General features: G+C 57.7%; 20 protein-coding genes and 2 tRNA genes. 11 read left to right on the forward strand and 11 right to left on the reverse strand.

Annotation, left to right across the window (positions count from 1 at the left end; all coding sequences use genetic code 11):
- Positions 1-34: 34 nt before the first annotated feature.
- The 3 genes from htpX to G3M63_RS12685 form a co-directional block, all read right to left on the reverse strand.
- Positions 35-925 carry a protease HtpX gene (gene htpX / locus G3M63_RS12675; protein WP_163983364.1) on the reverse strand — a complete coding sequence of 297 codons (891 nt, stop codon included), beginning with the start codon at positions 923-925 and terminating at the stop codon, positions 35-37.
- A 136-nt stretch (positions 926-1,061) separates the two neighbouring features.
- Complete coding sequence (locus G3M63_RS12680) at positions 1,062-1,499, reverse strand: hypothetical protein (protein ID WP_163983365.1); 438 nt, start codon at positions 1,497-1,499, stop codon at positions 1,062-1,064.
- A 21-nt stretch (positions 1,500-1,520) separates the two neighbouring features.
- On the reverse strand, positions 1,521-2,732 hold the full coding sequence (locus tag G3M63_RS12685) for a pyridoxal phosphate-dependent aminotransferase (protein WP_150300868.1): 1,212 nt from the start codon (positions 2,730-2,732) through the stop codon (positions 1,521-1,523).
- Between the two features lie 119 nt (positions 2,733-2,851).
- Here G3M63_RS12685 and msrB point away from each other — a divergent pair, with 119 nt between their 5' ends.
- Both msrB and G3M63_RS12695 read left to right on the forward strand, forming a co-directional pair.
- The gene (msrB, locus tag G3M63_RS12690; RefSeq protein WP_163983366.1) at positions 2,852-3,250 is read left to right on the forward strand and encodes a peptide-methionine (R)-S-oxide reductase MsrB; all 399 of its coding nucleotides are present in this window, start codon (positions 2,852-2,854) and stop codon (positions 3,248-3,250) included.
- 18 nt (positions 3,251-3,268) lie between these two features.
- Complete coding sequence (locus tag G3M63_RS12695; RefSeq protein ID WP_163983367.1) at positions 3,269-3,760, forward strand: glutathione peroxidase; 492 nt, start codon at positions 3,269-3,271, stop codon at positions 3,758-3,760.
- Here G3M63_RS12695 and G3M63_RS12700 read toward each other — a convergent pair.
- Positions 3,757-6,135 carry a response regulator gene (locus tag G3M63_RS12700; RefSeq protein ID WP_218573605.1) on the reverse strand — a complete coding sequence of 793 codons (2,379 nt, stop codon included), beginning with the start codon at positions 6,133-6,135 and terminating at the stop codon, positions 3,757-3,759. The two genes, G3M63_RS12695 and G3M63_RS12700, sit on opposite strands and share 4 nt — an antisense overlap.
- Positions 6,136-6,272: 137 nt before the next feature.
- Between G3M63_RS12700 and G3M63_RS12705 the strand changes: the two genes are divergently transcribed.
- Entirely contained in the window at positions 6,273-7,145 is an 873-nt protein-coding gene (locus G3M63_RS12705) for an ATP-binding protein (RefSeq protein ID WP_163984270.1), read from the forward strand.
- Between the two features lie 12 nt (positions 7,146-7,157).
- Here the strand turns inward: G3M63_RS12705 and G3M63_RS12710 are convergent, their stop codons facing one another.
- Both G3M63_RS12710 and G3M63_RS12715 read right to left on the reverse strand, forming a co-directional pair.
- Complete coding sequence (locus tag G3M63_RS12710; RefSeq protein WP_163983368.1) at positions 7,158-7,832, reverse strand: glutathione S-transferase family protein; 675 nt, start codon at positions 7,830-7,832, stop codon at positions 7,158-7,160.
- Positions 7,833-7,938: 106 nt separating this feature from the next.
- Positions 7,939-8,709 carry a hypothetical protein gene (locus G3M63_RS12715; RefSeq protein ID WP_163983369.1) on the reverse strand — a complete coding sequence of 257 codons (771 nt, stop codon included), beginning with the start codon at positions 8,707-8,709 and terminating at the stop codon, positions 7,939-7,941.
- Positions 8,710-9,050: 341 nt separating this feature from the next.
- Here G3M63_RS12715 and G3M63_RS12720 point away from each other — a divergent pair.
- Together G3M63_RS12720 and G3M63_RS12725 are read left to right on the forward strand one after the other, a co-directional pair.
- Positions 9,051-9,126: transfer RNA gene (locus tag G3M63_RS12720), tRNA-Glu, on the forward strand.
- Between the two features lie 16 nt (positions 9,127-9,142).
- Positions 9,143-9,218 (forward strand) — tRNA-Gly (locus G3M63_RS12725).
- A gap of 112 nt (positions 9,219-9,330) precedes the next feature.
- Here G3M63_RS12725 and G3M63_RS12730 read toward each other — a convergent pair.
- The 3 genes from G3M63_RS12730 to G3M63_RS12740 all read right to left on the reverse strand — a co-directional run bounded on the left by G3M63_RS12730 (position 9,331) and on the right by G3M63_RS12740 (position 13,803).
- Positions 9,331-9,744, reverse strand: coding sequence for a PA2817 family protein (locus tag G3M63_RS12730; protein WP_163983370.1), 414 nt, complete (start codon positions 9,742-9,744; stop codon positions 9,331-9,333).
- A gap of 108 nt (positions 9,745-9,852) precedes the next feature.
- A complete protein-coding gene (locus G3M63_RS12735; RefSeq protein WP_163984271.1) occupies positions 9,853-12,309 on the reverse strand; it encodes an acyl-CoA dehydrogenase in 2,457 nt (818 codons plus the stop codon).
- A gap of 180 nt (positions 12,310-12,489) precedes the next feature.
- The gene (locus tag G3M63_RS12740; protein ID WP_150302056.1) at positions 12,490-13,803 is read right to left on the reverse strand and encodes an MFS transporter; all 1,314 of its coding nucleotides are present in this window, start codon (positions 13,801-13,803) and stop codon (positions 12,490-12,492) included.
- Positions 13,804-14,185: 382 nt separating this feature from the next.
- Here G3M63_RS12740 and G3M63_RS12745 point away from each other — a divergent pair, with 382 nt between their 5' ends.
- The 3 genes from G3M63_RS12745 to queF are packed head-to-tail and all read left to right on the forward strand — an operon-like array spanning position 14,186 to position 16,791.
- Positions 14,186-15,118: an ABC transporter ATP-binding protein gene (locus tag G3M63_RS12745; RefSeq protein WP_150302055.1), complete on the forward strand. Its 933-nt coding sequence runs from the start codon at positions 14,186-14,188 to the stop codon at positions 15,116-15,118.
- Positions 15,118-15,894, forward strand: coding sequence for an ABC transporter permease (locus tag G3M63_RS12750; RefSeq protein ID WP_163983371.1), 777 nt, complete (start codon positions 15,118-15,120; stop codon positions 15,892-15,894). Before G3M63_RS12745 ends, G3M63_RS12750 begins: the two co-directional genes overlap by 1 nt.
- 60 nt (positions 15,895-15,954) lie before the next feature.
- On the forward strand, positions 15,955-16,791 hold the full coding sequence (queF, locus tag G3M63_RS12755; RefSeq protein ID WP_150302053.1) for an NADPH-dependent 7-cyano-7-deazaguanine reductase QueF: 837 nt from the start codon (positions 15,955-15,957) through the stop codon (positions 16,789-16,791).
- Between the two features lie 56 nt (positions 16,792-16,847).
- On the opposite strand, the gene G3M63_RS12760 is transcribed toward queF, so the two are convergent.
- Positions 16,848-17,126, reverse strand: a complete 279-nt coding sequence (locus G3M63_RS12760; RefSeq protein WP_150302052.1) for a DUF4404 family protein — start codon at positions 17,124-17,126, stop codon at positions 16,848-16,850.
- 542 nt (positions 17,127-17,668) lie between these two features.
- Here G3M63_RS12760 and G3M63_RS12765 point away from each other — a divergent pair.
- From G3M63_RS12765 to rssC, 3 genes are all read left to right on the forward strand, one after another.
- Positions 17,669-18,397, forward strand: a complete 729-nt coding sequence (locus G3M63_RS12765; RefSeq protein ID WP_163983372.1) for a VacJ family lipoprotein — start codon at positions 17,669-17,671, stop codon at positions 18,395-18,397.
- A gap of 163 nt (positions 18,398-18,560) precedes the next feature.
- Positions 18,561-19,751 carry a SpoIIE family protein phosphatase gene (locus G3M63_RS12770; RefSeq protein ID WP_150302050.1) on the forward strand — a complete coding sequence of 397 codons (1,191 nt, stop codon included), beginning with the start codon at positions 18,561-18,563 and terminating at the stop codon, positions 19,749-19,751.
- Positions 19,751-20,236 (forward strand): anti-sigma factor antagonist RssC, encoded by a 486-nt coding sequence (gene rssC, locus G3M63_RS12775; protein ID WP_150302062.1) that lies wholly within the window; start codon positions 19,751-19,753, stop codon positions 20,234-20,236. The genes G3M63_RS12770 and rssC overlap by 1 nt, the downstream gene beginning before the upstream one ends.
- Here the strand turns inward: rssC and tal are convergent.
- A complete protein-coding gene (tal, locus tag G3M63_RS12780) occupies positions 20,225-21,175 on the reverse strand; it encodes a transaldolase (protein WP_163983373.1) in 951 nt (316 codons plus the stop codon). The two genes, rssC and tal, sit on opposite strands and share 12 nt — an antisense overlap.
- Positions 21,176-21,180 lie beyond the last annotated feature (5 nt).

Here is a 21,180-nt window from a genome sequence, read left to right on the forward strand (position 1 = left end):
GACGAGCCCAAAGCTCGCCGACCCGATGGGGGTTTTAGTAATTACCTGCACGCAACGCTGCAATACGCTGCTCCAGCGGCGGGTGGGTCATCAACAGACCTGCCAGACCATTCTTCAGGTTGCCGTTGATGCCGAAGGCAGTCATCTCGCCGGGCATTTCTACCGGTATGCCTTGTTCAGCACGCAGGCGCTCAAGCGCTGCGATCATCATGCCGCTCCCGACCAGTTGCGCGCTGGCTGCGTCGGCGCGGAATTCGCGTTGGCGCGAGAACCACATGACGATGATGCTGGCGAGAATGCCCAGAATCAGTTCCGCGAAAATCGTCGCGATAAAGTAACCGATGCCCGGTCCGCTGCTCTCGTTCTTAAATACGGCGCGGTCGACGAAGTTGCCGATGATCCGCGCAAAGAACATCACAAAAGTGTTCACTACGCCCTGGATCAGCGTCAGCGTGACCATGTCGCCGTTGGCTACGTGGCCGATCTCATGGGCCATGACGGCCTTGATTTCGTTGGGGCTGAAGCGCTGCAGCATGCCCTCGGAAACCGCCACCAGGGAGTTGTTCTTGTTCCAGCCGGTTGCGAAGGCGTTAGGTGCGCGCGACGGAAAGATGCCTACCTCGGGCATACCAATGCCGGCTTTCTGCGCCAGTTCGGCGACGGTATCGACCAACCACTGTTCCTGACGGGTCTGCGGGGTGTCGATCACCCGGGTGCGGGTGCCTCGCTTGGCCATCCACTTGGACATGAACAAGGACATGAACGAGCCCGCAAAACCGAAGACCGCGCAGAAGATGAGCAGCGACTGCAAATTCATGCCGCCCTGACCATCATGAACACTGCCAACTCCCAGCAGGCTGAGCGTAACGCTGGCTACCAGGATAATCGCCAGGTTAGTCGCCAGAAACAGCACAATGCGCATCATCTATTCATAACTCCTTTGATATTCGATAAGGGTTCCATCCTGCTTCATACGCAATCCGAACCCAGTTTTGCTGGTGGGTATATTGGGCGAATCCGTCCGGCTTTCAATCGGCAGTCTATTTCAAATCGTGTATCGCTCAGCGGCGTACCGAAGCCCGTGCAAAGCAGCGCTGAACGATCTCTGCAAGCTCGGTAGAGCTTTGGCTGGCAAGGGCGTCACGAAGCCGCTGGGCGGGTGTGGCACGTTGCCGGGCGATGCTTGCAGGCAGTGCTTCATCCAGCCAGTCGGCCGCAGGTGTCGAGAGCATCAGGAAGGCGCGCTCGGTGAGGCTGCATTGATCGAGGCCTTCCTGACGAATGCTGTCGCTGTAACGCAGAAAGCCTTCGTCAGCCATCCACAACATCGCGTTGAAGCAGGCGAGGTGACGGGGCGCCGGAACGCCAAAGGCATCGGGCTCATGGGGCCCGATGAGGTCTTCAACGAAAAGGATGCTCGGCGACGGGAAGCCGTTGTACAGGCTCAGCAAAATGCCCGCTACGTCCCGGTAGAAATCGTCGATGTGCAGGTCGGCCATGGTCGCCTCGCCCGGAAGTATCTACTGGCGGTAGTCCTTGAGAAAATTGGCAATCCGGCCAATCGCGACTTCCAGATCATCCTTGCGCGGTAGCGACACGATGCGGAAGTGATCCGGCCACGGCCAGTTGAATGCCGTGCCCTGGACAATGAGGATTTTCTCCTTGAGCAGAAGGTCCAGCACCATCTTTTCATCGTTATGGATCGGATAGACCTTGGGGTCCAGTTTGGGGAACAGGTAGAGCGCCCCCTTGGGCTTGGTGCAGCTGACGCCGGGAATGTCGTTGAGCAATTCCCAGGCGGTATCGCGCTGTTCAAGCAACCGGCCACCAGGCAGCACCAGATCATTGATGCTCTGATAGCCGCCCAAAGCGGTTTGTATGGCATGCTGCGCCGGTACGTTGGCGCACAGGCGCATCGAGGACAGAATATCCAGGCCTTCGATATAGCTATGAGCCTTGGCTTTGGGGCCGCTGATGATCATCCAGCCTGAACGGAAGCCGGCCACCCGGTAAGACTTGGACAAGCCGTTGAAGGTCAGGCAGAACACATCCGGCGCAACCGCGGCAATGGATTCATGCTCGACGCCGTCGTAGAGGATCTTGTCGTAGATCTCGTCGGCGAGCAGGACGAGGTGGTGCTCCCTGGCAACTTGCGCCAGTTGCTCGAGCATATCGCGAGAATAGACAGCCCCCGTGGGGTTGTTCGGGTTGATAATGACCAGCGCGCGGGTGTTCGGCGTAATCTTGCTGCGGATATCCTCGATGTCGGGATACCAGTCAGATTCCTCGTCGCACAGGTAATGCACTGGCTTGCCGCCGGACAGACTGACGGCGGCGGTCCATAATGGATAGTCTGGCGCCGGGATCAGCACTTCATCGCCGTTGTTCAGCAGGCCCTGCATGGCCATGACGATAAGCTCGGATACGCCGTTGCCGAGATAGATGTCCTCGATCGTTACGCCGGGAATGTTCTTGGTCTGCGTGTAATGCATGACCGCCTTGCGCGCGGAAAACAGACCCTTGGAATCACTGTAGCCCTGGGCTGTGGACAGGTTATGAATGATGTCCTGGAGAATTTCCTCCGGGGCCTCGAAACCAAAGGGCGCAGGGTTGCCAATATTCAGCTTGAGGATCCGATGACCTTCCTCTTCCAGCCGTTTGGCGTGGTGCAGGACGGGCCCGCGAATGTCATAACAGACGTTGGCCAATTTGTTGGACTTGCTAACCTGCATGATGTTTCCCTTGGGTTCCTGAAGGCTGACGTAGAGCGAAGCCATAAAAATGAGACAGCATGATACGTCGTGCAGCCATAATCGGGAAAGTCTGATAAACGCAAGTGTTAGGAGGAAATATGGATAAGATCATCAAGTCCGAAGAGGACTGGCGTGAACAGCTGGACGAGTCGCAGTTCCAGGTGTGTCGTCTCAAGGGCACCGAGCGGCCCTATACCGGCATCTACAACAGCAATACGACGCCGGGCGTCTACCACTGCATCTGCTGCGATGCGCCATTATTTGATACCGCCACCCAGTTTGACGCCGGGTGCGGTTGGCCGAGCTATTACGAGCCAATCAATGGACAAGCCGTTGCCGAGCAGCGGGACACCAGTCACGGAATGATGCGCACCGAGGTGCTTTGCGCGCGCTGTGATGCGCATCTCGGCCATGTATTTCCGGATGGTCCGCCGCCGACGGGTTTGCGTTACTGTATTAATTCGGTGGCATTGAAGCTGCACCCGCGTAACGAATAACTCAACGGAAGAACGTCAATGCATAACAAGAACAACGTGTTGCACATTCCCTGCACGACCATAGACGGCCGGCAGACCAGCCTGGCGGAGCTGGGCGGCAAAGCCTATCTGGTGGTCAATACAGCCAGCAAATGCGGCTTCACACCTCAGTACAAGGGGCTGGAGTCGCTCTGGAAGACCTACGCCGACAAGGGGTTGCGCGTAGCCGGTTTTCCTTGCAACCAGTTTGGTTCGCAGGAGCCGGGGGACGAACAGGCCATATCATCGTTTTGTGAGATGCGCTTCGGTGTCACTTTCCCGTTATTCAGCAAAGTCGAGGTGAATGGCAGGGGAGCGCATCCGTTGTTTACACATCTGACATCCCAGGCGCCCGGTCTGCTGGGTAGCAAGCGCATCAAATGGAATTTCACCAAGTTCCTGGTGAATAGCGAGGGGCGGGTAATCAAGCGCTATGCTCCAACTGCCAAGCCCGAGCAGCTAGCGCGGGATATCGAGTCGCTGCTCGCCTAGGTGCCAGTCGTTTTGTCCAGACTGGCGCGGCTGTCGTTGTTTCCGAGCCACTTGTCCATCATGGTCTGCAAGTCCTCCCGTTTAAAGGGTTTGACCAGATAATCGTTCATGCCGGCCGCGGCACAACGCTCACGGTCTTCTTCCAATGCGTTGGCTGTCAGCGCGATGACCGGCAAGGACGCCCATTGAGCTTGCTCACGGATGCGCCGGGTGGTTTCGTAACCATCCATGACCGGCATGTTGCAATCCATCAGCACCAGATCGAACTCATGTTCATGCAGCTGTTGGAGCGCGGCTTCGCCGTGCTCTGCAACGGCTACGTCGTAGCCCAGGCGGCCCAGCATGCCTTTGGCGACCATCTGATTGACCAGGTTATCCTCCACCAGCAGCACCGTGTGACCGGTTTGCGCCTGCGCCAGTGCGGCTCCTTCGCCGTTTAGCTGGGGCTGGGCGAACAGATCATCGATTGCACGTGCGAGGCGGGCACGCCCGGGCGGACTCGCTACATGCTGGCGTACGCCTGCGGCGCGCGCGTCGCTTGAACTCAGCCAGCCTGTGTAGGGGCATACCAGCAAGCGCGGTATTTCCATGCGTTGGCCGGCGAGCTGATGCGCGACGTCGGGACTGTCCAGCAGCCAGAGATCGAAGGGAGGGTTGTTCATCGGTGGCTCAACCTGGGCGCTGTAATTGATTACCGCGCAGCGCATCCCCCAGTGCTCCAGTTGTTCGAGCAGAAAACTGCCTTGCAGGCGTCCCAGACGATTCCATATCAACACGCTGCGCGGGGCAGGCAGAGCGAAGGTGGGTTCGGTGCTGTGCGTTTTGAGCGGTAGGCTCACGGTAAAGGTGCTGCCCTGGCCTTGCTCCGACTCGACTTTCAGAGTGCCTTGCATGGCGTCTGCCAGACTTTTGCACAGAGCCAGGCCGAGCCCGGTCCCGCCAAAGCGTCTGGAAATCTGTGCGTCGGCCTGGGTAAAGGGGGCGAACACCGATTCCAGTGCTTCCGTCTGGATGCCGATGCCCGTATCGCGCACGCTGATGTCCACCCATTGTTGCCCGCCCCGGTTAGGGTGGAGGGCCAGGTAAACGGAGACCTGACCCTGCTCGGTAAATTTCAACGCGTTGGAGAGCAAGTTGCTGATGATCTGACGAATACGGGTGGGATCGCCCAGCATTATCCCCGGCAGCGCTGGGTCGATGCGGCAGCTGAGTTCGATATCGCGCTTGTAAGCGTTTTGGGAGAGCAGGCTGGTTGTGTCTTCCACCAGGGCACCGAGATCGAAGGGGATCTCTTCCAATTGCAGCTTTCCAGCTTCGAATTTGGATAGATCGAGGATGTCATTGAGTAGCTCAACGAGGATCTTGCCTGAATCATAGGCAATGGATAGCTGCTGGCGTTGTTCGTCGTTCAGCGGGCTATCCAGGGCGAGACCGATCATGCCCAACAGCCCATTGATAGGCGTGCGTATCTCATGGCTCATGGCAGCCAGGAACGCGGCTCTGGAGCTCGCGGTTTCCAATGCCTCCTGGCGGGAGCGCTCCAGCTCCTGGTTGGATAAACGCAGCTGGCGATTGGCGTTCTGCAGTTCGGTGGTGCGTGCCTCGACAATGGTTTCAAGTTCTTCGAGATACTGGCGGAGCCGGTCTTCGGCACGCAGCTTCTGGCGAAGGTTGACGTCGATGCTCTGCAACTGCTGGTTGATGACCTCGACCAGTGCGCCAATTTCGTCCCGTTCATGGCCAGCAGGGCAGGGCAGCCGACTACGTTCATGCTCGCCGGTCATGCCGAGCAGGTCGGTAATCAGCCGCACCAGCGGTTTGGTCAGCATGCCGTAGAACAGCACCACCAGTATCAGCGATAGCACCAGGCACAGAATAAAGTTCGAGACCAGTGTCAGGCCTGCGCGGCGGAGAAATTTCGCACCCTGGTGAAAGGTGTCCACTTCAATTACCAGGTGGCCGAGCAGCTCGTTAGGCGCATGTTCAACGTATAGCGGTTGTGAATAATTGCGTGACGGCTCGAACAGTGCGTCGCTGACTGCGCGGTAACGGCTCTCGATCATCGGGCGATTCACGCTGGCGAGGGCGACGCCGGTATCATCGATTATTTCGGCCCGTACGATTGGCGGAGACTGCAGCAAGCCTGTGGTCAGCTCGCGGGCGAGTTCGGTATCAACGTTGTAGGCGATCCGGGATGCAGGCCCGAGGCTGACGTTTATCTGCGCGGCGATTTCATGGTCGATAGCTTCCTCTTCGGCCCGGTAATCCAGCGCTACCTGGATCAGCCCTAGCAGGGTGCCCAGAATAAAAGCCGCCAGAACGCCCTGTCGCGCCTGTTTGAATGAAAGCCGATCAGTAAAGCGAATATGGTTCACGGGTCATCCTGCGGTTTGCTTTCGCCATCAGATTAGCTTGGTTCCCCGCTGCCTGGTGATGGGATGGTATCGGTCGTTCGCGTTAGACGTGGCATGCTAAGTCATTTCTCTTGAACAGGAATACAGGTATGAACGAAATGACTCCCGGAGAGTTCATGAAACGTGCGGCGAGTTTCATGGATCGCTTCGAAAAGACACTCCCGCCAGCTCCGGAAGCCGTTGACTGGAAGGTGACGCTGGCCGCCCGCTGGATGGGTCAGGGGGATCGAGGCTGGCTACGGCCCTTGACCGTCGGGAAGCATACCGGGCTTGCCGATCTGGTCGGCGTTGAGCGCCAGAAAGAGCTGTTGCGGGCCAACACCGAGCAGTTTGTGGGGGGGCTGCCTGCCAATAACGCCTTGTTGTGGGGCGCGCGTGGTACCGGGAAGTCGTCGTTGATCAGGGCGCTGCTGAATGAATATGCAGGTCGCAGTCTGCGTCTGATCGAGATCGACAAGAATGACCTGGTGCATCTGCCTGCGCTGATTGAACAGGTAAGATCGCTGCCTTGGCAGTTTCTGTTGTTCTGCGACGATCTGGCGTTCGAGGCGGATGACAGTGCATACAAGACTTTGAAGACTGTACTCGATGGAACCCTGGAAACTACACCGGACAACCTGCTGCTCTACGCCACGTCCAACCGGCGGCACCTGCTGCCCGAGCAGCGGAGCGATAATCAAGGGGCTGCGATGGTTGATGGCGAGCTGCACCCCGGTGAAGCGATCGAGGAGAAAATCGCGCTATCGGACCGCTTTGGGTTGTGGGTGTCGTTCTATCCGTTCTCCCAGGAGCATTATCTTGAAGTGGTTCAGCACTGGCTCGCGGCGCTGGCGAGCGAGCATGACCTGACCTGGCACTGGACTGAGGAGCTGAAAAAGGAGGCAATACGCTGGGCGTTGGCGCGGGGGAATCGCAACGGGCGTTGCGCCTACCAGTTTGCCCGCTCGTGGGTAGGGCGGGCTTTGCTCTAGGTTCGATCCATCTCAGCTGGGCTGTTTCTGGGCCGAGCGCGCCGCTATCTTGGCCAGCAGGCCGCGCTCCTCGGTCAGGCGATCGGCAATGCTGGGGCGTGTGCTGACCCGTTCGAGTAACCCAGCCAGGCCGGGCCAGCGTTGCGGGTCCAGCGTTTCGCCGCCGTGCCCGAAATTGATCAGCTGACATGCCACGGCGATATCGGCCATGCTGAACCGGTCACCGACCAGATATTCGTTATCGCCCAGTTGCGCCTCCAGATAATCAAACAGCGGCGGCAGTGTCTCGTTCAACGCTGTCCTCACCAGTTGCTCATCGGTCGTCTCGCCCTTGAGTGGCCGGACAATCCGGTTGTAGAACACCGTAAAGGTGGCAAAGGGCGCCACTTCATAATCGGCGTATTTTTCCAGCCAGCGGATCCTGGCAGCCTGCTCCGGATTCGTGCCGTATAGCGAGCTGCCGCGGCTTTCATGCAGGTACTGGGCGATAACAGCAGAGTCGGCCAGGGTAAGATCGCCATCCTGTATGGCCGGGACGCGGCCAAGCGGGTTGATCTTGTAATACCAGTCAGGCTGTCCGAAGGGATTGACCGTGACCAGTTCGTATTCCTGCCCGACCTCGGCAAGCAGGATGCGGACCTTGCGAACGAAGGGAGACAGAATCGCGCCATAAAGGGTCAGTGCCATGCGGGGGCTCCGTTATCTTGTTATGGAAAAGGCCACCGAAGTCTCACATGGCGTGCGTAGCTACATCCTGATTATTAGCAACACGCGCACGCGGTACTTAACGGCGTTAATCATCGTACACGGATCGTTTTTTCCAGGCTTCATCGTCTTCTTCAAGCGCGTCCAATCCGGCGAGCAGTTCACTGTTTGCCGGATCGGTAGTCTGCTCGGTGCGGATGGCAGCCTGCTCGGCCTCTCTGAGCTTCTGTCTCATCTGCGCAAGCAGCTCGGCAAAGGCTGGATCGTTCTGCTTCTGAAGAAACGCTACTGCGCGCTCATACTGCAATTTGGCTACGCGTGGCTTGCCTTGTTGCAGAGCTTCGTTGGCTAGCGACTGGAACATTTCCAGGTTGATCGCAACGATATGCTGGCGGATCCTGGCTACCCATTGCTGCAGGGTGGCGCTGTCGAGCAGGCCATCCTTGTGAGCCTGGGAAAGCAGCTTGTGCAGGTTTTCCAGCAGAAGGCGAACGTCGCGGGCCTGTGTTTCGCTGGTGATGGCTATCGGCGTGTTGCCGATACTCAGGTCTCCGGTGGTCAGCTGCTGGCGGACCATGGCCAGCTGGTTTTCAGCCTTGGCGTTCTTCCGGTCCAGCTTGAGGAGTTGCGTTAACAGATATTCTTCAATGGTCAGCAGCAGGGACTTCAGCTCGACTGTCATGAACTGGCCGGGCAATTCACCGCTGAGGGTAGAACAGTATCTGATGCGAGCGTTCAGCTCGGCAGTCTGCCGGGCGCGCTCTAGCCGTGCGCGTTCAAGGCTGTGGCTGATGAAACCGATGCTGATAAGGATCAGCACGCCGCCAGCTACCAGGGCTCCAATGACTAAAGGGGACACGATCGATCTCTCTTCCTTGGTGATGTACGTGGTAGAAGCCCAAGCATCGAACTAAACAGGAAACGTTGCAAGCAGGAATTTCTGTGTCGCAGTTCGCAAATCATCACAGGCATAACTAGACTCGTCAGTTCAGGGAGGGAAGGGTAGCGTTGAACCAGGCCCGCCTGCCCGCAATCCCTGAGATTCCGCGGCGCACGAAAAAAACCTGAAAAAATATCAGGTTGGGGGGTTGACGGTTCTCCGGACCCTGCCTAAAATGCGCGCCACTTGCAGCGAACATTGAAACACGGGAGCAGCAAGTAGCCAGGGTTAATTACCTCGGCACTGTGAAGTCCGGATACGTCCCCTTCGTCTAGTGGCCTAGGACACCGCCCTTTCACGGCGGTAACAGGGGTTCGAGTCCCCTAGGGGACGCCACTTCGGCGTCAGTTTTGCGGGAATAGCTCAGTTGGTAGAGCACGACCTTGCCAAGGTCGGGGTCGCGAGTTCGAGTCTCGTTTCCCGCTCCAGATTCATCAAAAAAGCCGTCCATGTGACGGCTTTTTTGTGCCTGCGATTTGGCCTCAGGCTTCAGTCTTGAGCAGAGCAGAGCGCGTCTGTCGCGCCCGGCCCTGGGTCGGCTTAGTTCTGGCTCTGGCTGCTCAGAAGCAATTGCTTGGCCTGGGCCCAGTCAAAGGTTTCGCCACGCGCTTCAGCAGCGGCCTGGTGCTCGTCAAGCAGTTGGTACAGAGCGATCTCCTCATCTGGCATGAAGTGCAGACAATCACCGCCGAAATACCACAGCAGGTCGCGGGGAATCAGGTGCGCGATCTGCGGATAGCGTGAAATGATCTGACAGATAATTTCCTGTCCTTGCTGCATCGCGTCGTCATTGCCTGCTTCGAGTTCGGTGATCAGTTCGTCGAAGCGCTCGAGGAAAAGGATGTTACTTTCCTCGGGGACTTGTTCCATCAGGACGGACTGGGCGCGCAGGGTATCGAACAGGCTTTTCAAAAGCGCCAGATGATAGGTGTGGTAGGGCAGTGAAGTGTTCATCGGTGTCTCCTAAACAAGCGCGAGAGTCTAGCAGAAGACGTGCAGGGTGAGTGCGGTGGGGCGCGTAAAGACGATGCCGGCACGCTGGCCGGCATCGTTCCGTAGGGCTCAGGTTTTGAGCGGAACCGAGGTATCGTGCTGAGGGTTCATTTCCTCGGCAGAAAAGTCATCGACCTCGATCACCGCGCGTCTCGCGGCTATCGCAGCGCTGAGCTGTTCTGCCTCGGCTTCGTTGATCGTTCCGCTGGTTAAGGCAGCGGCCACCAGATCTTCCTGCCCGTCCCCTTCAATGTCACCTGCCTTGTTCGCCTTGCGCATGCGCGAGGTCAACGCGTCGGCGGCGATCACTTGCTCAAGCGTGCTGTTCAGCAGGCCGGTGACATCGTCAGGGTCGTTGCTCCGGTAGCAGCCCGCCAGCAGCCGATCGCGCGACGCGCCGGGTGTCATCAGGCGTCGGGCTATCTCTGCACCGGTCCGATCGCTGGGTGGAGCGAGGTGACGCCCCAGCGGGAATACCACGATGCGCAGCAGCACACCGGCTACCCGGTTCGGGAAATTGAGCAATATTTCATGCATGGATTGCTCGGTGCGCGCGAGGAGATCCTCAACGCCCCAGCGTACGAAGGGCAGATCCTCTTCGGGCGAGCCCTGGTCGTGGTAATGCTTGAGCGTGGCGCTGGCCAGATACAGGTTGCTCAACACATCGCCCAGCCGCGCCGAGAGCCGCTCACGGCGCTTCAGTTCACCGCCGAGCATCAGCATGGTGGTGTCCGCCAGCGTGGCGAATGCGGCAGCAAGGCGAGACAGCTGCTGGTAATAGCCTTTGGTCTCGGCGTTGCCGGGCGTTTTGGCCAGCATGCCGCCGGTGAGTCCAAGCAGCAGACTGCTGGCGGCATTGCTCACGCCGAAGCCGACATGCTCGAACAGCAGTTTGTCGAAGCGACGAATCCCGCTGTTTACATCCGGATCCTGCGTGGCGGTCATTTCCTGCAGCAGGTACGGATGGCAGCGGATTGCCCCCTGGCCGAAAATCATCATGCTGCGGGTAAGGATGTTGGCACCCTCGACGGTGATCGAGATCGGTATCGACTGATAGGCGCGGCCCAGGTAGTTCTTGGGTCCCATGCAGATGCCCTTGCCGCCGTGCACATCCATCGCATCATTCAGGCATTGACGCATGCGCTCGGTCAGATGGTATTTGACCACTGCAGACAGGACCGATGGCTTTTCACCCTGATCGATGGCGCCAGCGGTCATGCGCCGCGCGGCGTCCATGACATAGGTGTTGCCGCCGATCCGGGCGAGGGCTTCCTGTACGCCTTCAAACTCACCTATAGACAGACCGAACTGCTGGCGAACGCGCGCATAGGCGCCGGTGGTCATGCTCGCCATCTTGGCGGCGCCAGTGCTGCCAGCTGGCAGGGAAATGGAACGGCCTACCGACAGGCAATTCATCAGCATGACCCAGCCCTGACCGATCATGTCCTGTCCGCCAATCAGATATTCCATGGGGATGAACACATCGGTGCCGGAGTTTGGGCCGTTCATGAAGGCTGCGTTCAACGGGAAATGTCTGCGGCCGATCTCGACGCCGGGTGTTTCGGTTGGAATCAAAGCCAGCGAGATGCCGCGCTCTTCTTCTTCGCCTAGCAGGTGTTCAGGGTCGTATACCTTGAACGCCAGTCCCAGCAATGTGGCTACCGGGCCAAGGGTGATATAGCGCTTTTCCCAGGTGACGCGCAGCCCCAGGGTTTGCTTGCCTTCCCACTCCCCCATGCAGACGATGCCTTTGTCGGGCATGGCTCCTGCGTCGGAACCCGCTTCAGGCGAGGTGAGGGCAAAGCAGGGTACTTCCTTGCCCGCTGCGAGGCGCGGCAGATAGTGCTTCTTCTGTTCGTCGGTGCCGTATTGCAACAGCAGCTCAGCGGGGCCGAGCGAATTGGGCACCATGACGGTAGAGCCGAGATCGCCGCTGCGGCTGGCAAGCTTCATGACAATCTGCGAATGGGCAAAGGCCGAGAAGCCTTTGCCGCCGTGTTCTTTAGGGATGATAAGCCCGAAGAAGCCGTTGTCCTTGATGAAATCCCACACATCCGGTGGCAGATCCTGAAAGGCCGTAGTGACCTCCCATTCCCGGGTCATGGTGCATAGCTGTTCGACCGGACCATCGATGAAGTTCTGCTCTTCCGTCGTCAGGGCCGGACGCGGGAACGCGTGCAGTTTGTTCCAGTCAGGACGACCGTTGAACAGTTCGCCATCCCACCACACGGTGCCGGCTTCGAGTGCTTCCTGTTCGGTATCGGATATAGGCGGCAGCACTTTTCTGAACCAGTGGAAGGTCGGCGTACTGATGTTGGCGCGCCGCCAATCGGGAAGGTTCAGAGGTATTGCGATGCCGAGGAATACTACCCACAGAACCAGCATCAATAACCAGTGCGTGGGACTTAACACGGTCATCGCGAGCAGATAGACCGCGGTGGCTATGCAGCCATTCAGCAAGCCGCTGCGCACATGAGCCAGCACGGTTACGCAAAGTATCAGGCCGATGAGCCAAAGCAGGGTCACCATTTAGCGCTCCTTCGATTGAGAAATGTCCAGCAACCAGCATAGCTGTTTAAAGCGGAAGGGTCTGTTGGGGTTTGCGGTGATCGCGACCAAACATGATGCCCTTGGCGGGGACCGGACGATAGCAGAAGGAAAGCAGGGGGGCATTGCTGCCCCGAGCGGGCAGCAACGTATTGCAGATCAGCTTTCGAGGTTGGCGGTGTCTTGCTTGATAGTGCGACCTGCCAGGTAGTAGTGCGCAGCCGACCAGAAGTTGATGATGGCGGCGCCAAGCAGTGCGTAGCGCAGGCTGTCGTTCTCGAACCAGACGCGCATCAGGTCACTGACGATGCCGATAGCTTGCGGGCCAAGTCCCAGGCCGACCAGGTTGAGTACCAGCAGCATGATTGCCGATGCCAGCGCGCGGCTACGCAGTGGCGTCAGGCTCTGGATCATGGCGAAGCTGGGCCCCAGATAGAAGGCGCCGAGGAACACGGCAGGCATATAGGCGATCAGTGCCCACATGGTGCTGTCGATCAGATAGAACGCGGCAATGAACGGGACAGACAGAAACTTGGCCAGGCCGACGATCCAGGCGTTCCAGCGCTGATCGCGCGCGGCAAGTCTGTCGGCGAGCATGCCGCCAACGAACGCTCCCACGCCGCCGATCACGCCCATTACCGGACCAAGAAACAGGCCGACTTCGCTCGCCGTCAGGCCGTGGCTGCGCATCAGAAAGGCAGGGCTCCAGATGATGCTGCCGTAACCGACCAGGCTGGTGAGGGTCAGGCCGAGCACCACGTGCCGAGTGGTACGCACCCGCCATAGCACCGCGAATCCTGCACGTACGTTGACTTTTCCCAGCGGCGGCGGCTTGACCCCGTCGGCGAACCCGCGCGGCGGTTCGATCATGGTGAAACGGACCAGTGCGGCAATCAGCAGACCGGGGAGGCCAACGACCAGGAACGCCGCGCGCCAGCCCCACCATTCGGTGACGAACCCGCCAACCAGGAAGCCGATCATGATGCCGAAGTACACACCAAGGGAATAGATCGACATGGCACCGGAGCGTTTTTCCTTCGGATACAAATCCGATAGCATCGAGTGCGAAGGCGGGCTCGAACCGGCTTCACCGATACCAACACCGATCCGGGCGGCTGCCAGCTGCCAGAAATTCTGCGCCGCACCGCACAAGGCCGTCATGCCGCTCCAGATCGCGATGGACCAGGCAATGATGTTTCGGCGGTTGGAGCGGTCGGCAAATATTGCGATTGGAATGCCCAGCGTGGCATAGAACAAGGCAAATGCTATGCCTGACAGGAAGCCCAGCTGTGTATCAGAGAGCAGCAGGTCGGCTTTCAACGGTTCGATCAGGATGCCGACGATATTGCGGTCGACGTGGCTCGAGGTGTAGGCCGCGAGCAGTACTATTAACGCATAACGTCGGTAGGCGGGCGTGATGCGGCTGGCAACGTCATCCTGTTCTACTGCCGCTGATTCGGGCGTATTTGCCATCGGGCTCTCCATGGGCTGTTGTCTTTGTGCTAGGGTCTGTTGCCGTTTCGTCGCGAGCCGCGTTGCACGCAACCCGAAGGGACGGGGCCCGTTTAGCGCAGCACTGCGTTACTCGTCATTCATTTGGAACAACCAAACTTCACTTCTCGCGCCTTGTTCTGCACCAAACGGGCCTCCGTCGCGGCCGCGACGAAACGGCAACAGACCCTAGGAGCATACGGGCTGGCCGGAGGCATCGACAATTGACGAATGGCGGACATTTGTAGTGGTTTTGTAATCTCGAGACGCGTTGCGCAGATCATCGCCGTCTGGCGCAAGGTCTTGATTTTCCGGCGCGCGCCCCCATTATTAGCCATCGACTCTCAAGGCCGGAAACGTTTGCATGACCGCAGCTATAAGTATCAAGGGGCTGGAAAAAACCTACGGCAACGGTTTTACCGCCCTCAAAGGTATCGATCTGGAAGTGCAGCAAGGTGATTTCTTTGCCTTGCTGGGACCCAACGGGGCCGGGAAATCCACCACTATTGGCATTCTCTCATCGCTGGTTACCAAGTCAGCGGGCCGAGTCAGTGTTTTCGGTCATGACATCGATACTGACCTGATGGCGGCCAAGCGCTGCATTGGCGTTGTGCCGCAGGAATTCAATTTCAGCCAGTTCGAGAAGGCAATGGATATCCTGATCAATCAGGCCGGCTACTATGGCATCCCTGCCGGGGAAGCCGCGCAACGCGCAGAAAAGTATCTCAAGCGCCTGAGCCTGTGGGATAAGCGTGATGTTGCATCGCGCATGCTTTCCGGGGGTATGAAACGGCGGTTGATGATCGCCCGCGCGTTGATTCACGAACCGCGTCTGCTGATTCTGGATGAGCCGACCGCGGGGGTAGATATAGAGATTCGGCGTTCGATGTGGCAGTTCCTGCAGGAGATCAACGCCCAGGGAGTGACCATCATCCTCACCACGCATTACCTGGAAGAGGCCGAGCAGCTGTGCAAGAACATCGCGATTATCGATCAGGGCCGCATCATCTATAACACCAGCATGCGCCGTCTGCTCAAGGAGCTGCATGTCGAAACCTTCCTGCTCGATTGCCGTGAAACCCTGCAGGAAGCGCCCGTGCTGGATGCCTATCCATGCCGGCTGATCGATGAGCACACGCTGGAAGTGCAGATCGACAAGGCGCAGGGCATGAATGGTCTGTTCGCCGAATTGGCGGGGCAGGGTATCGAGGTGCTGAGTTTGCGTAACAAGAGCAACCGGCTCGAGGAGCTGTTCCTCAACCTGGTGGATGAAAATGCTGAAAAAGGAGCGGCCTGATGTCTCACTGGCGTAGCGGCTGGGTCGCTTTTGTCACCATCCTGTCAAAGGAAGTCCGGCGTTTTTCTCGCATCTGGCCGCAGACGCTGTTGCCGCCGGGCATCACCATGGCCCTGTACTTTGTCATTTTCGGCAATCTCATAGGCAGCCGTATCGGCGAGATGGATGGCTATCCTTACATCGACTACATCGTACCCGGGCTGATCATGATGTCAGTCATCACCAACAGCTACTCCAACGTAGTGTCGAGCTTTTTCAGCACCAAGTTTCAGCGCTCGATTGAGGAGCTGATGGTGGCGCCGGTATCACCGCACGTCATCCTGCTTGGCTATACCTTCGGTGGCGTAGCCCGGGGATTGGCAGTCGGATTGATTGTCACGCTGATGTCGCTGTTCTTCACGCGGTTGCAGGTGCAACACATTGGCCTGACTATCACGGTGGTGTTCCTTACATCGCTGGTCTTTGCGCTGGGCGGCTTCATCAATGCGACCTTCGCACGCAACTTCGATGATATTTCAATAGTGCCGACCTTCGTGCTGACGCCTTTGACCTATCTGGGGGGCGTGTTCTATTCGATCAATATGCTGCCCGAATTCTGGCAGAAGGTGTCGCTGATCAATCCGATATTGCACATGGTCAATGCCTTCCGCTATGGCATTCTCGGGGTATCGGACATCCACATTGGTGTAGCTCTGGTACTGATGCTGGTATTCGTAGCTGTGCTGTATTGCTTCAGTTACTGGTTGCTCAAACGCGGCATTGGGATGCGTCAGTAGCCTTGGCTGGCCGGGTGGACGGCGGCAGGGTATGCTGCCGGCCCGGCATGGAGAAAATGTATGAATGAGCATCCGGCAGAGCAATCGCCGCTTGGTAAATCAAGTGCTTACGTAAGTGTCTACACCCCATCTCTACTATTTCCGATTTCACGGCTGCCCAAGTGGCGTGAGCTTGGGCTTAATCCCGACGACCTGCCTTTCAATGGCGCGGACGTCTGGAACTGTTACGAGCTGTCCTGGCTCACGCCGTCGGGTAAGCCGGAAATAGCTGCTGCCGAGTTTATTTTTCCGATCACCGCTCAGCGTATTGTCGAATCAAAATCCTTCAAGCTGTACCTGAATTCGTTCAATCAGACGGTGTTCAGGGACCGGCACGAAGTGCTGCGTACGCTCGAGTCCGATCTGTCCGTAGCGGCGCAGGGGCCGGTACTGGTCAAGCTGTTGACGATGGATCAGTTGTACCGCGCCGGGATGGTCGAACTGCCAGGCGAATGTCTTGATGATCTAGTCGTGGACGTCGAGCAATACGAATATAATGCGGACCTCCTGACGCTGGCTCCGAATGCCAGACGCACCCGGGAGACGCTGTACACGCATCTGTTCAAGTCCAATTGCCCGGTGACGGGTCAGCCCGACTGGGGCAGTGTGATGATCAGTTATGCGGGAACCCGGGTGGACAGGAGGAGCCTGCTGAAGTACCTGTTGTCATTCCGTCAGCAGGCGGATTTCCACGAACAGTGTGTGGAGCGCATCTTCACTGATCTGTATACCTTACTGGGCAGTCGCTGCGAACTGACGGTATATGCTCGCTATGTACGGCGCGGCGGGTTGGATATCAATCCATACCGTTCTACCGAGCCGGGCCCACCAGACAACTTCCGTCTGGCCAGGCAATAAGCGGCCAGAGATTTATCAGCGAGCCCGGCGGTTGCTGGATGCCGGGCTGAATCGCCTCAGACGCCGATGTCCACTAGCGTTTGCATAACGCTGCGCAAGGTCGCGGCCGTGGTCGGGTGACGGGCTTCCAGCCGTTCGACCATCAAGTTGACCCCGTCCACCAGCGTTGGGTCAGCTTCAGCTTCCTCGTTAGCCTCTTTAGCTATCAATCTAGCTTTAATGTTTGTTGCAAGTTGTTGAAGTGACTCGCGTTCTTCAGCCGACAAAGGCGCTTCGGGGTCACCCAGCATCTCCTCCAGTGATTCCAGTTGTTCTCTCAGGTGCTGCTCGGCCATCTTGACTACTCCTGCGTTGGCGGTCTTGTTTCACTATAACCTGTCTTTTCGGCCAGCGTCGCGCCGGCCGATCATGCCGGTTCGGTTTGCCGAGCGGATACCCCTTGCTATGCGCAGGCTATCAGGCGCCGGAATGGACCACTGACGCTCGACTCCGAACTGTCCCGGTTCTTCGGTTTCAGGGCCGACGGGTTCGGCGTGTTCCCTATAGAATCAATGTTGAAAGTCAGGCGGCTGCGACAACCTCACCGGCATACGATCAGACCAGCATTGTCGGCGGATGATCTACGGCGCGCAGAAAATCAGTGAGAAGCATCTGCTCCTGTCCCTTCCTGGCTGAGTGCTCGGCCCCAGTTATTCGATTTTCGTTTCTTCAATATATTGGTCTGTCGCTCCGGGAGCGGTAATCTTTGCTTTATGGAGAGGCGGTTGTCATTTTCGCTTATGACGGGATTCACTTCTGCTTCGGTTATTTGAATTACAATTCGCGGACCGCGGCCCCCCCTGGCAGGTCAGGGTATCCCCGCAATTGGAGACGTTGAATGAACAAATTGAAGTCCGTTACCCCTTGGGCCCTGGCTTGCACAGCCTCGCTTTTGTGTATTACATCGGCGTCCGCGCAGGAAGGCTACGATGATTACGCTGACGAATATACCAACCCGGATCCATGGGAACCCTTCAATCGTGTGGTTTTTCGCTTCAACGACACGATAGATACCTACACGCTCAAACCCTTGGCCAAGGGATATAACGCGGTCATGCCTGAGTTTCTCGACGACGGCGTTACCAATGTGTTCAGTAACCTCGGCGAGCCCAGAAATCTGGTCAATAACACCTTGCAAGGGAAATTTCATGATGCAAGCGTGGATCTCTCCCGGTTTTTGCTGAATTCGACCCTGGGTGTGGTGGGCATTTTTGACGTCGCCACTCGCATGGGTTTGCAGCGCAATGACGAAGACCTGGGGCAGACCATCGGTAGCTGGGGTACGCCAAGCGGTCCCTATGTGGTTTTGCCCTTGCTTGGCCCCTCGACTGTGCGTGATGCCGGTTCACGTGTGTCCGAGAGTTTCATCGGATACACCTATACGGGTCAGGTCGATCATGTCCCAACGCGCAATACTGCATTGGGTACCGACATACTGGATACCCGGGCGGCATTGTTGAGTCAGGAGAGGCTGATCCGTGGTGATCGTTACGCCTTTATTCGCAATGCCTTTCTGCAAAATCGTGAGTACCGGGTGCGTGACGGGGAGGTGGTGGACGAATTCTGAGATGCGAAAGCTGTGCACTCGGTTTTCGTCGCCTGGCAGCGGTTGCCTGGCGCATTGGATGGGAGTACTGTTTGCCCCTTGAAAGCGTCAGGGAATCCTGACACGGCACACACCCTGTGGCTGTGGGACTCACCTTGTACCATGGTATTGACGTAGGGACTCTATGCAGCTTCCTGGCACGACTTTACTGGTAATTGATGATGACGATGCAGCGCGTCAGCACGTTACCGGTTATCTTGAAAACAGCGGCTTTGATGTATTGCAGGCAAGCCAAGCGGAGCAGGGCCTCCAACTGTTCGCAAAACACAGGCCGGAGCTTGTCCTGTGCGATCTGCATATCGAAGATATGTGCGGTTTCGAACTGATTCGCCAGCTTATCGAAGATGCGCCTGACACCCCTGTTATCGTAGTGTCTGCTGCGGGCATCATGGACGACGTAGTCGAAGCATTGCGCGTCGGTGCCAGCGATTATCTGATCAAACCTTTCACTGACCTGGCGGTGCTTGACCATGCGGTCCAGCGCTCGCTTGATCGTGCGCGCCTGAGGGTCGAGAATCAGCGCATTCGCGAGCGCCTCGAACGGGCCAACCACGAACTCGAGAATCATTTGCAGGAGCTCAAGGATGATCAGGCCGCCGGACGGCAGGTCCAGCTGAACATGTTGCCGGCCAGCCCCTGGTCCAGTGGTCAGTATCGACTGGAACACCGGATTATCCCTTCTCTGTATCTGTCGGGTGACTTCGTTGATTATTTCCGGGTATCTGAGACCCAGCTCGCATTTTACCTGGCGGATGTTTCCGGACACGGTGCTTCTTCAGCCTTCGTTACGGTCCTGCTCAAGTTCATGACAACGCGTCTGTTGTACGAGCAACGTCGACAGGAAACCAGCGGGCCGATTGCGTTCCAGCCTTCGGATGTTCTTGGGCATATCAACCGCAGTCTGATCAGCTGCAAGCTCGGCAAGCATGTCACGATGCTTGGCGGGGTCATTGACGAAACCTCTCATACGCTGACTTACAGCATTGGCGGGCATCTGCCGTTGCCGATACTTTACATTGATGGCAAGGCGGAATATCTGCAGGGAAAAGGCCGGCCTGTCGGTCTGTTCGATGACGCAGTGTACGATAATTATCAGATCAGCCTGCCTGAGCATTTTAGCCTTACGCTGTGCTCTGACGGAGTGCTGGATTGTCTGGAAGGGGCTACCCTTAGGGAAAAGGAAGCTCGCTTGCCCGGTCTTGTCGAGCAGGCTGAAGGCGAATTTTCCACGATTTTGGCCGAACTTGGCCTGGTACCCGGCCAAGCGATGCCGGATGATATTTCCCTACTGGTGCTAAGCAGGAACCCGAGATGATGACTACTGGCAAGATCCAGTTCGCGGAGTCGGAGGGCACCTTTGTTCTCAAGTTCATAGGTGACGTACGCCTGACCTTGTGCGCAGCGCTTGATGCTTATATCGAGAAGATTTTCAGCGCCCTCAGTTTCGACTCGATCATCATCGACCTGACAGAAACGGAAAATATCGACAGCACCTCGTTGGGTCTGCTGGCAAAACTATCCAATCTGTCCAGACAGAAGGTGGGTTTGTTGCCGACGCTGGTGTCCAACCACGAAGATATGAACCGGCTGTTGCAGAGCATGGGTTTCGATCAGGTGTTCAACATCCTGTCGGAAGGCGCGCCTACCATAGTGGAGCTGGAAGATCTGCCCGGACAGGTGCTTTCAGAGGAGGTCGTGAAGGACAAGGTTCTTGAGGCGCATCGGATCCTGATGAACCTCAACGATCATAACCGCGAGGCCTTCCGTGACCTCGTCAGCACACTTGAATCAGGCAACTGATCCCGCTCGCTCGGCCATTAGTCGCTCCAGCTTGATCTGATCCGCAGCAAATGCACGAATGCCCTCGGCCAGTTTCTCGGTAGCCATGGCGTCTTCATTGTGCGACCAGCGGAAGTCGGGCTCGTTGAGCACTATCCGCGGCTCGCCCGCGCCGGCTTCAAGCAAGCTGGAACGGGTCAGGTCGCCTTGCTCTTCTGACAGCTGTTGCAGCAGGGCAGGGCTGATGGTCAGGCGGTCGCAACCCGCCAATGCCTCGATCTGACCGACATTACGGAAGCTGGCTCCCATCACCACGGTTTCGTACATGTGCTGCTTGAAGTAGCGATAGATACGCGCAACCGACTGTACCCCCGGGTCGTCCTGGCCGGTATAGTCCCGCTGTTCGTGTCGCTTGTACCAGTCATAGATACGGCCCACGAACGGCGATATCAAATACACGCCTGCATCTGCGCACGCCTGGGCCTGGGCGAAGGAAAATAGCAGGGTCAGGTTGCACTGAATACCTTCTTTCTCCAGCTCGGCAGCGGCCTGAATGCCTTCCCAGGTCGAGGCGATCTTGATCAGCACGCGGTCCCGGGTGACGCCAGCTTCTTCGTAGCGCTGAATAATCCGTCGCGCCTTGTCGAGCGTCGCTTCGCGATCAAAGGAGAGTCGCGCGTCCACTTCGGTGGATACTCTGCCGGGAATAAGCTTGAGGATTTCGCAGCCAATGGCCACGGCAAAGTGGTCGCAAGCGTCGCTGGCACGGTCAGCACTATCAACCGATTGTGTCACTGCCTGCTCGAGCATGCCGCTGTATTCGGCCTGGCTGGCAGCCTTGAGCATCAGTGACGGGTTGGTGGTCGCATCGACGGGTTGCAGGGTTCGAATGGCATTGATGTCGCCGGTGTCGGCGACAATCTGAGTGAGCTTCTTGAGGCTGTCTAGTTTGCTGGTCATGGACG

It is taken from the genome of Pseudomonas sp. OIL-1, from assembly GCF_010669185.1.
Classification (GTDB): domain Bacteria; phylum Pseudomonadota; class Gammaproteobacteria; order Pseudomonadales; family Pseudomonadaceae; genus Halopseudomonas; species Halopseudomonas profundi.

Excerpts from the sequence above, each read along its gene's own strand:
- htpX (WP_163983364.1), bottom strand. The coding sequence starts at position 925 with ATGATGCGCATTGTGCTGTTTCTGGCGACTAACCTGGCGATTATCCTG.
- G3M63_RS12680 (WP_163983365.1), bottom strand. The coding sequence starts at position 1,499 with ATGGCCGACCTGCACATCGACGATTTCTACCGGGACGTAGCGGGCATT.
- G3M63_RS12685 (WP_150300868.1), bottom strand. The coding sequence starts at position 2,732 with ATGCAGGTTAGCAAGTCCAACAAATTGGCCAACGTCTGTTATGACATT.
- msrB (WP_163983366.1), top strand. The coding sequence starts at position 2,852 with ATGGATAAGATCATCAAGTCCGAAGAGGACTGGCGTGAACAGCTGGAC.
- G3M63_RS12695 (WP_163983367.1), top strand. The coding sequence starts at position 3,269 with ATGCATAACAAGAACAACGTGTTGCACATTCCCTGCACGACCATAGAC.
- G3M63_RS12705 (WP_163984270.1), top strand. The coding sequence starts at position 6,273 with ATGACTCCCGGAGAGTTCATGAAACGTGCGGCGAGTTTCATGGATCGC.
- G3M63_RS12710 (WP_163983368.1), bottom strand. The coding sequence starts at position 7,832 with ATGGCACTGACCCTTTATGGCGCGATTCTGTCTCCCTTCGTTCGCAAG.
- G3M63_RS12730 (WP_163983370.1), bottom strand. The coding sequence starts at position 9,744 with ATGAACACTTCACTGCCCTACCACACCTATCATCTGGCGCTTTTGAAA.
- G3M63_RS12740 (WP_150302056.1), bottom strand. The coding sequence starts at position 13,803 with ATGGCAAATACGCCCGAATCAGCGGCAGTAGAACAGGATGACGTTGCC.
- G3M63_RS12745 (WP_150302055.1), top strand. The coding sequence starts at position 14,186 with ATGACCGCAGCTATAAGTATCAAGGGGCTGGAAAAAACCTACGGCAAC.
- G3M63_RS12750 (WP_163983371.1), top strand. The coding sequence starts at position 15,118 with ATGTCTCACTGGCGTAGCGGCTGGGTCGCTTTTGTCACCATCCTGTCA.
- queF (WP_150302053.1), top strand. The coding sequence starts at position 15,955 with ATGAATGAGCATCCGGCAGAGCAATCGCCGCTTGGTAAATCAAGTGCT.
- G3M63_RS12760 (WP_150302052.1), bottom strand. The coding sequence starts at position 17,126 with ATGGCCGAGCAGCACCTGAGAGAACAACTGGAATCACTGGAGGAGATG.
- G3M63_RS12765 (WP_163983372.1), top strand. The coding sequence starts at position 17,669 with ATGAACAAATTGAAGTCCGTTACCCCTTGGGCCCTGGCTTGCACAGCC.
- G3M63_RS12770 (WP_150302050.1), top strand. The coding sequence starts at position 18,561 with ATGCAGCTTCCTGGCACGACTTTACTGGTAATTGATGATGACGATGCA.
- rssC (WP_150302062.1), top strand. The coding sequence starts at position 19,751 with ATGACTACTGGCAAGATCCAGTTCGCGGAGTCGGAGGGCACCTTTGTT.
- tal (WP_163983373.1), bottom strand. The coding sequence starts at position 21,175 with ATGACCAGCAAACTAGACAGCCTCAAGAAGCTCACTCAGATTGTCGCC.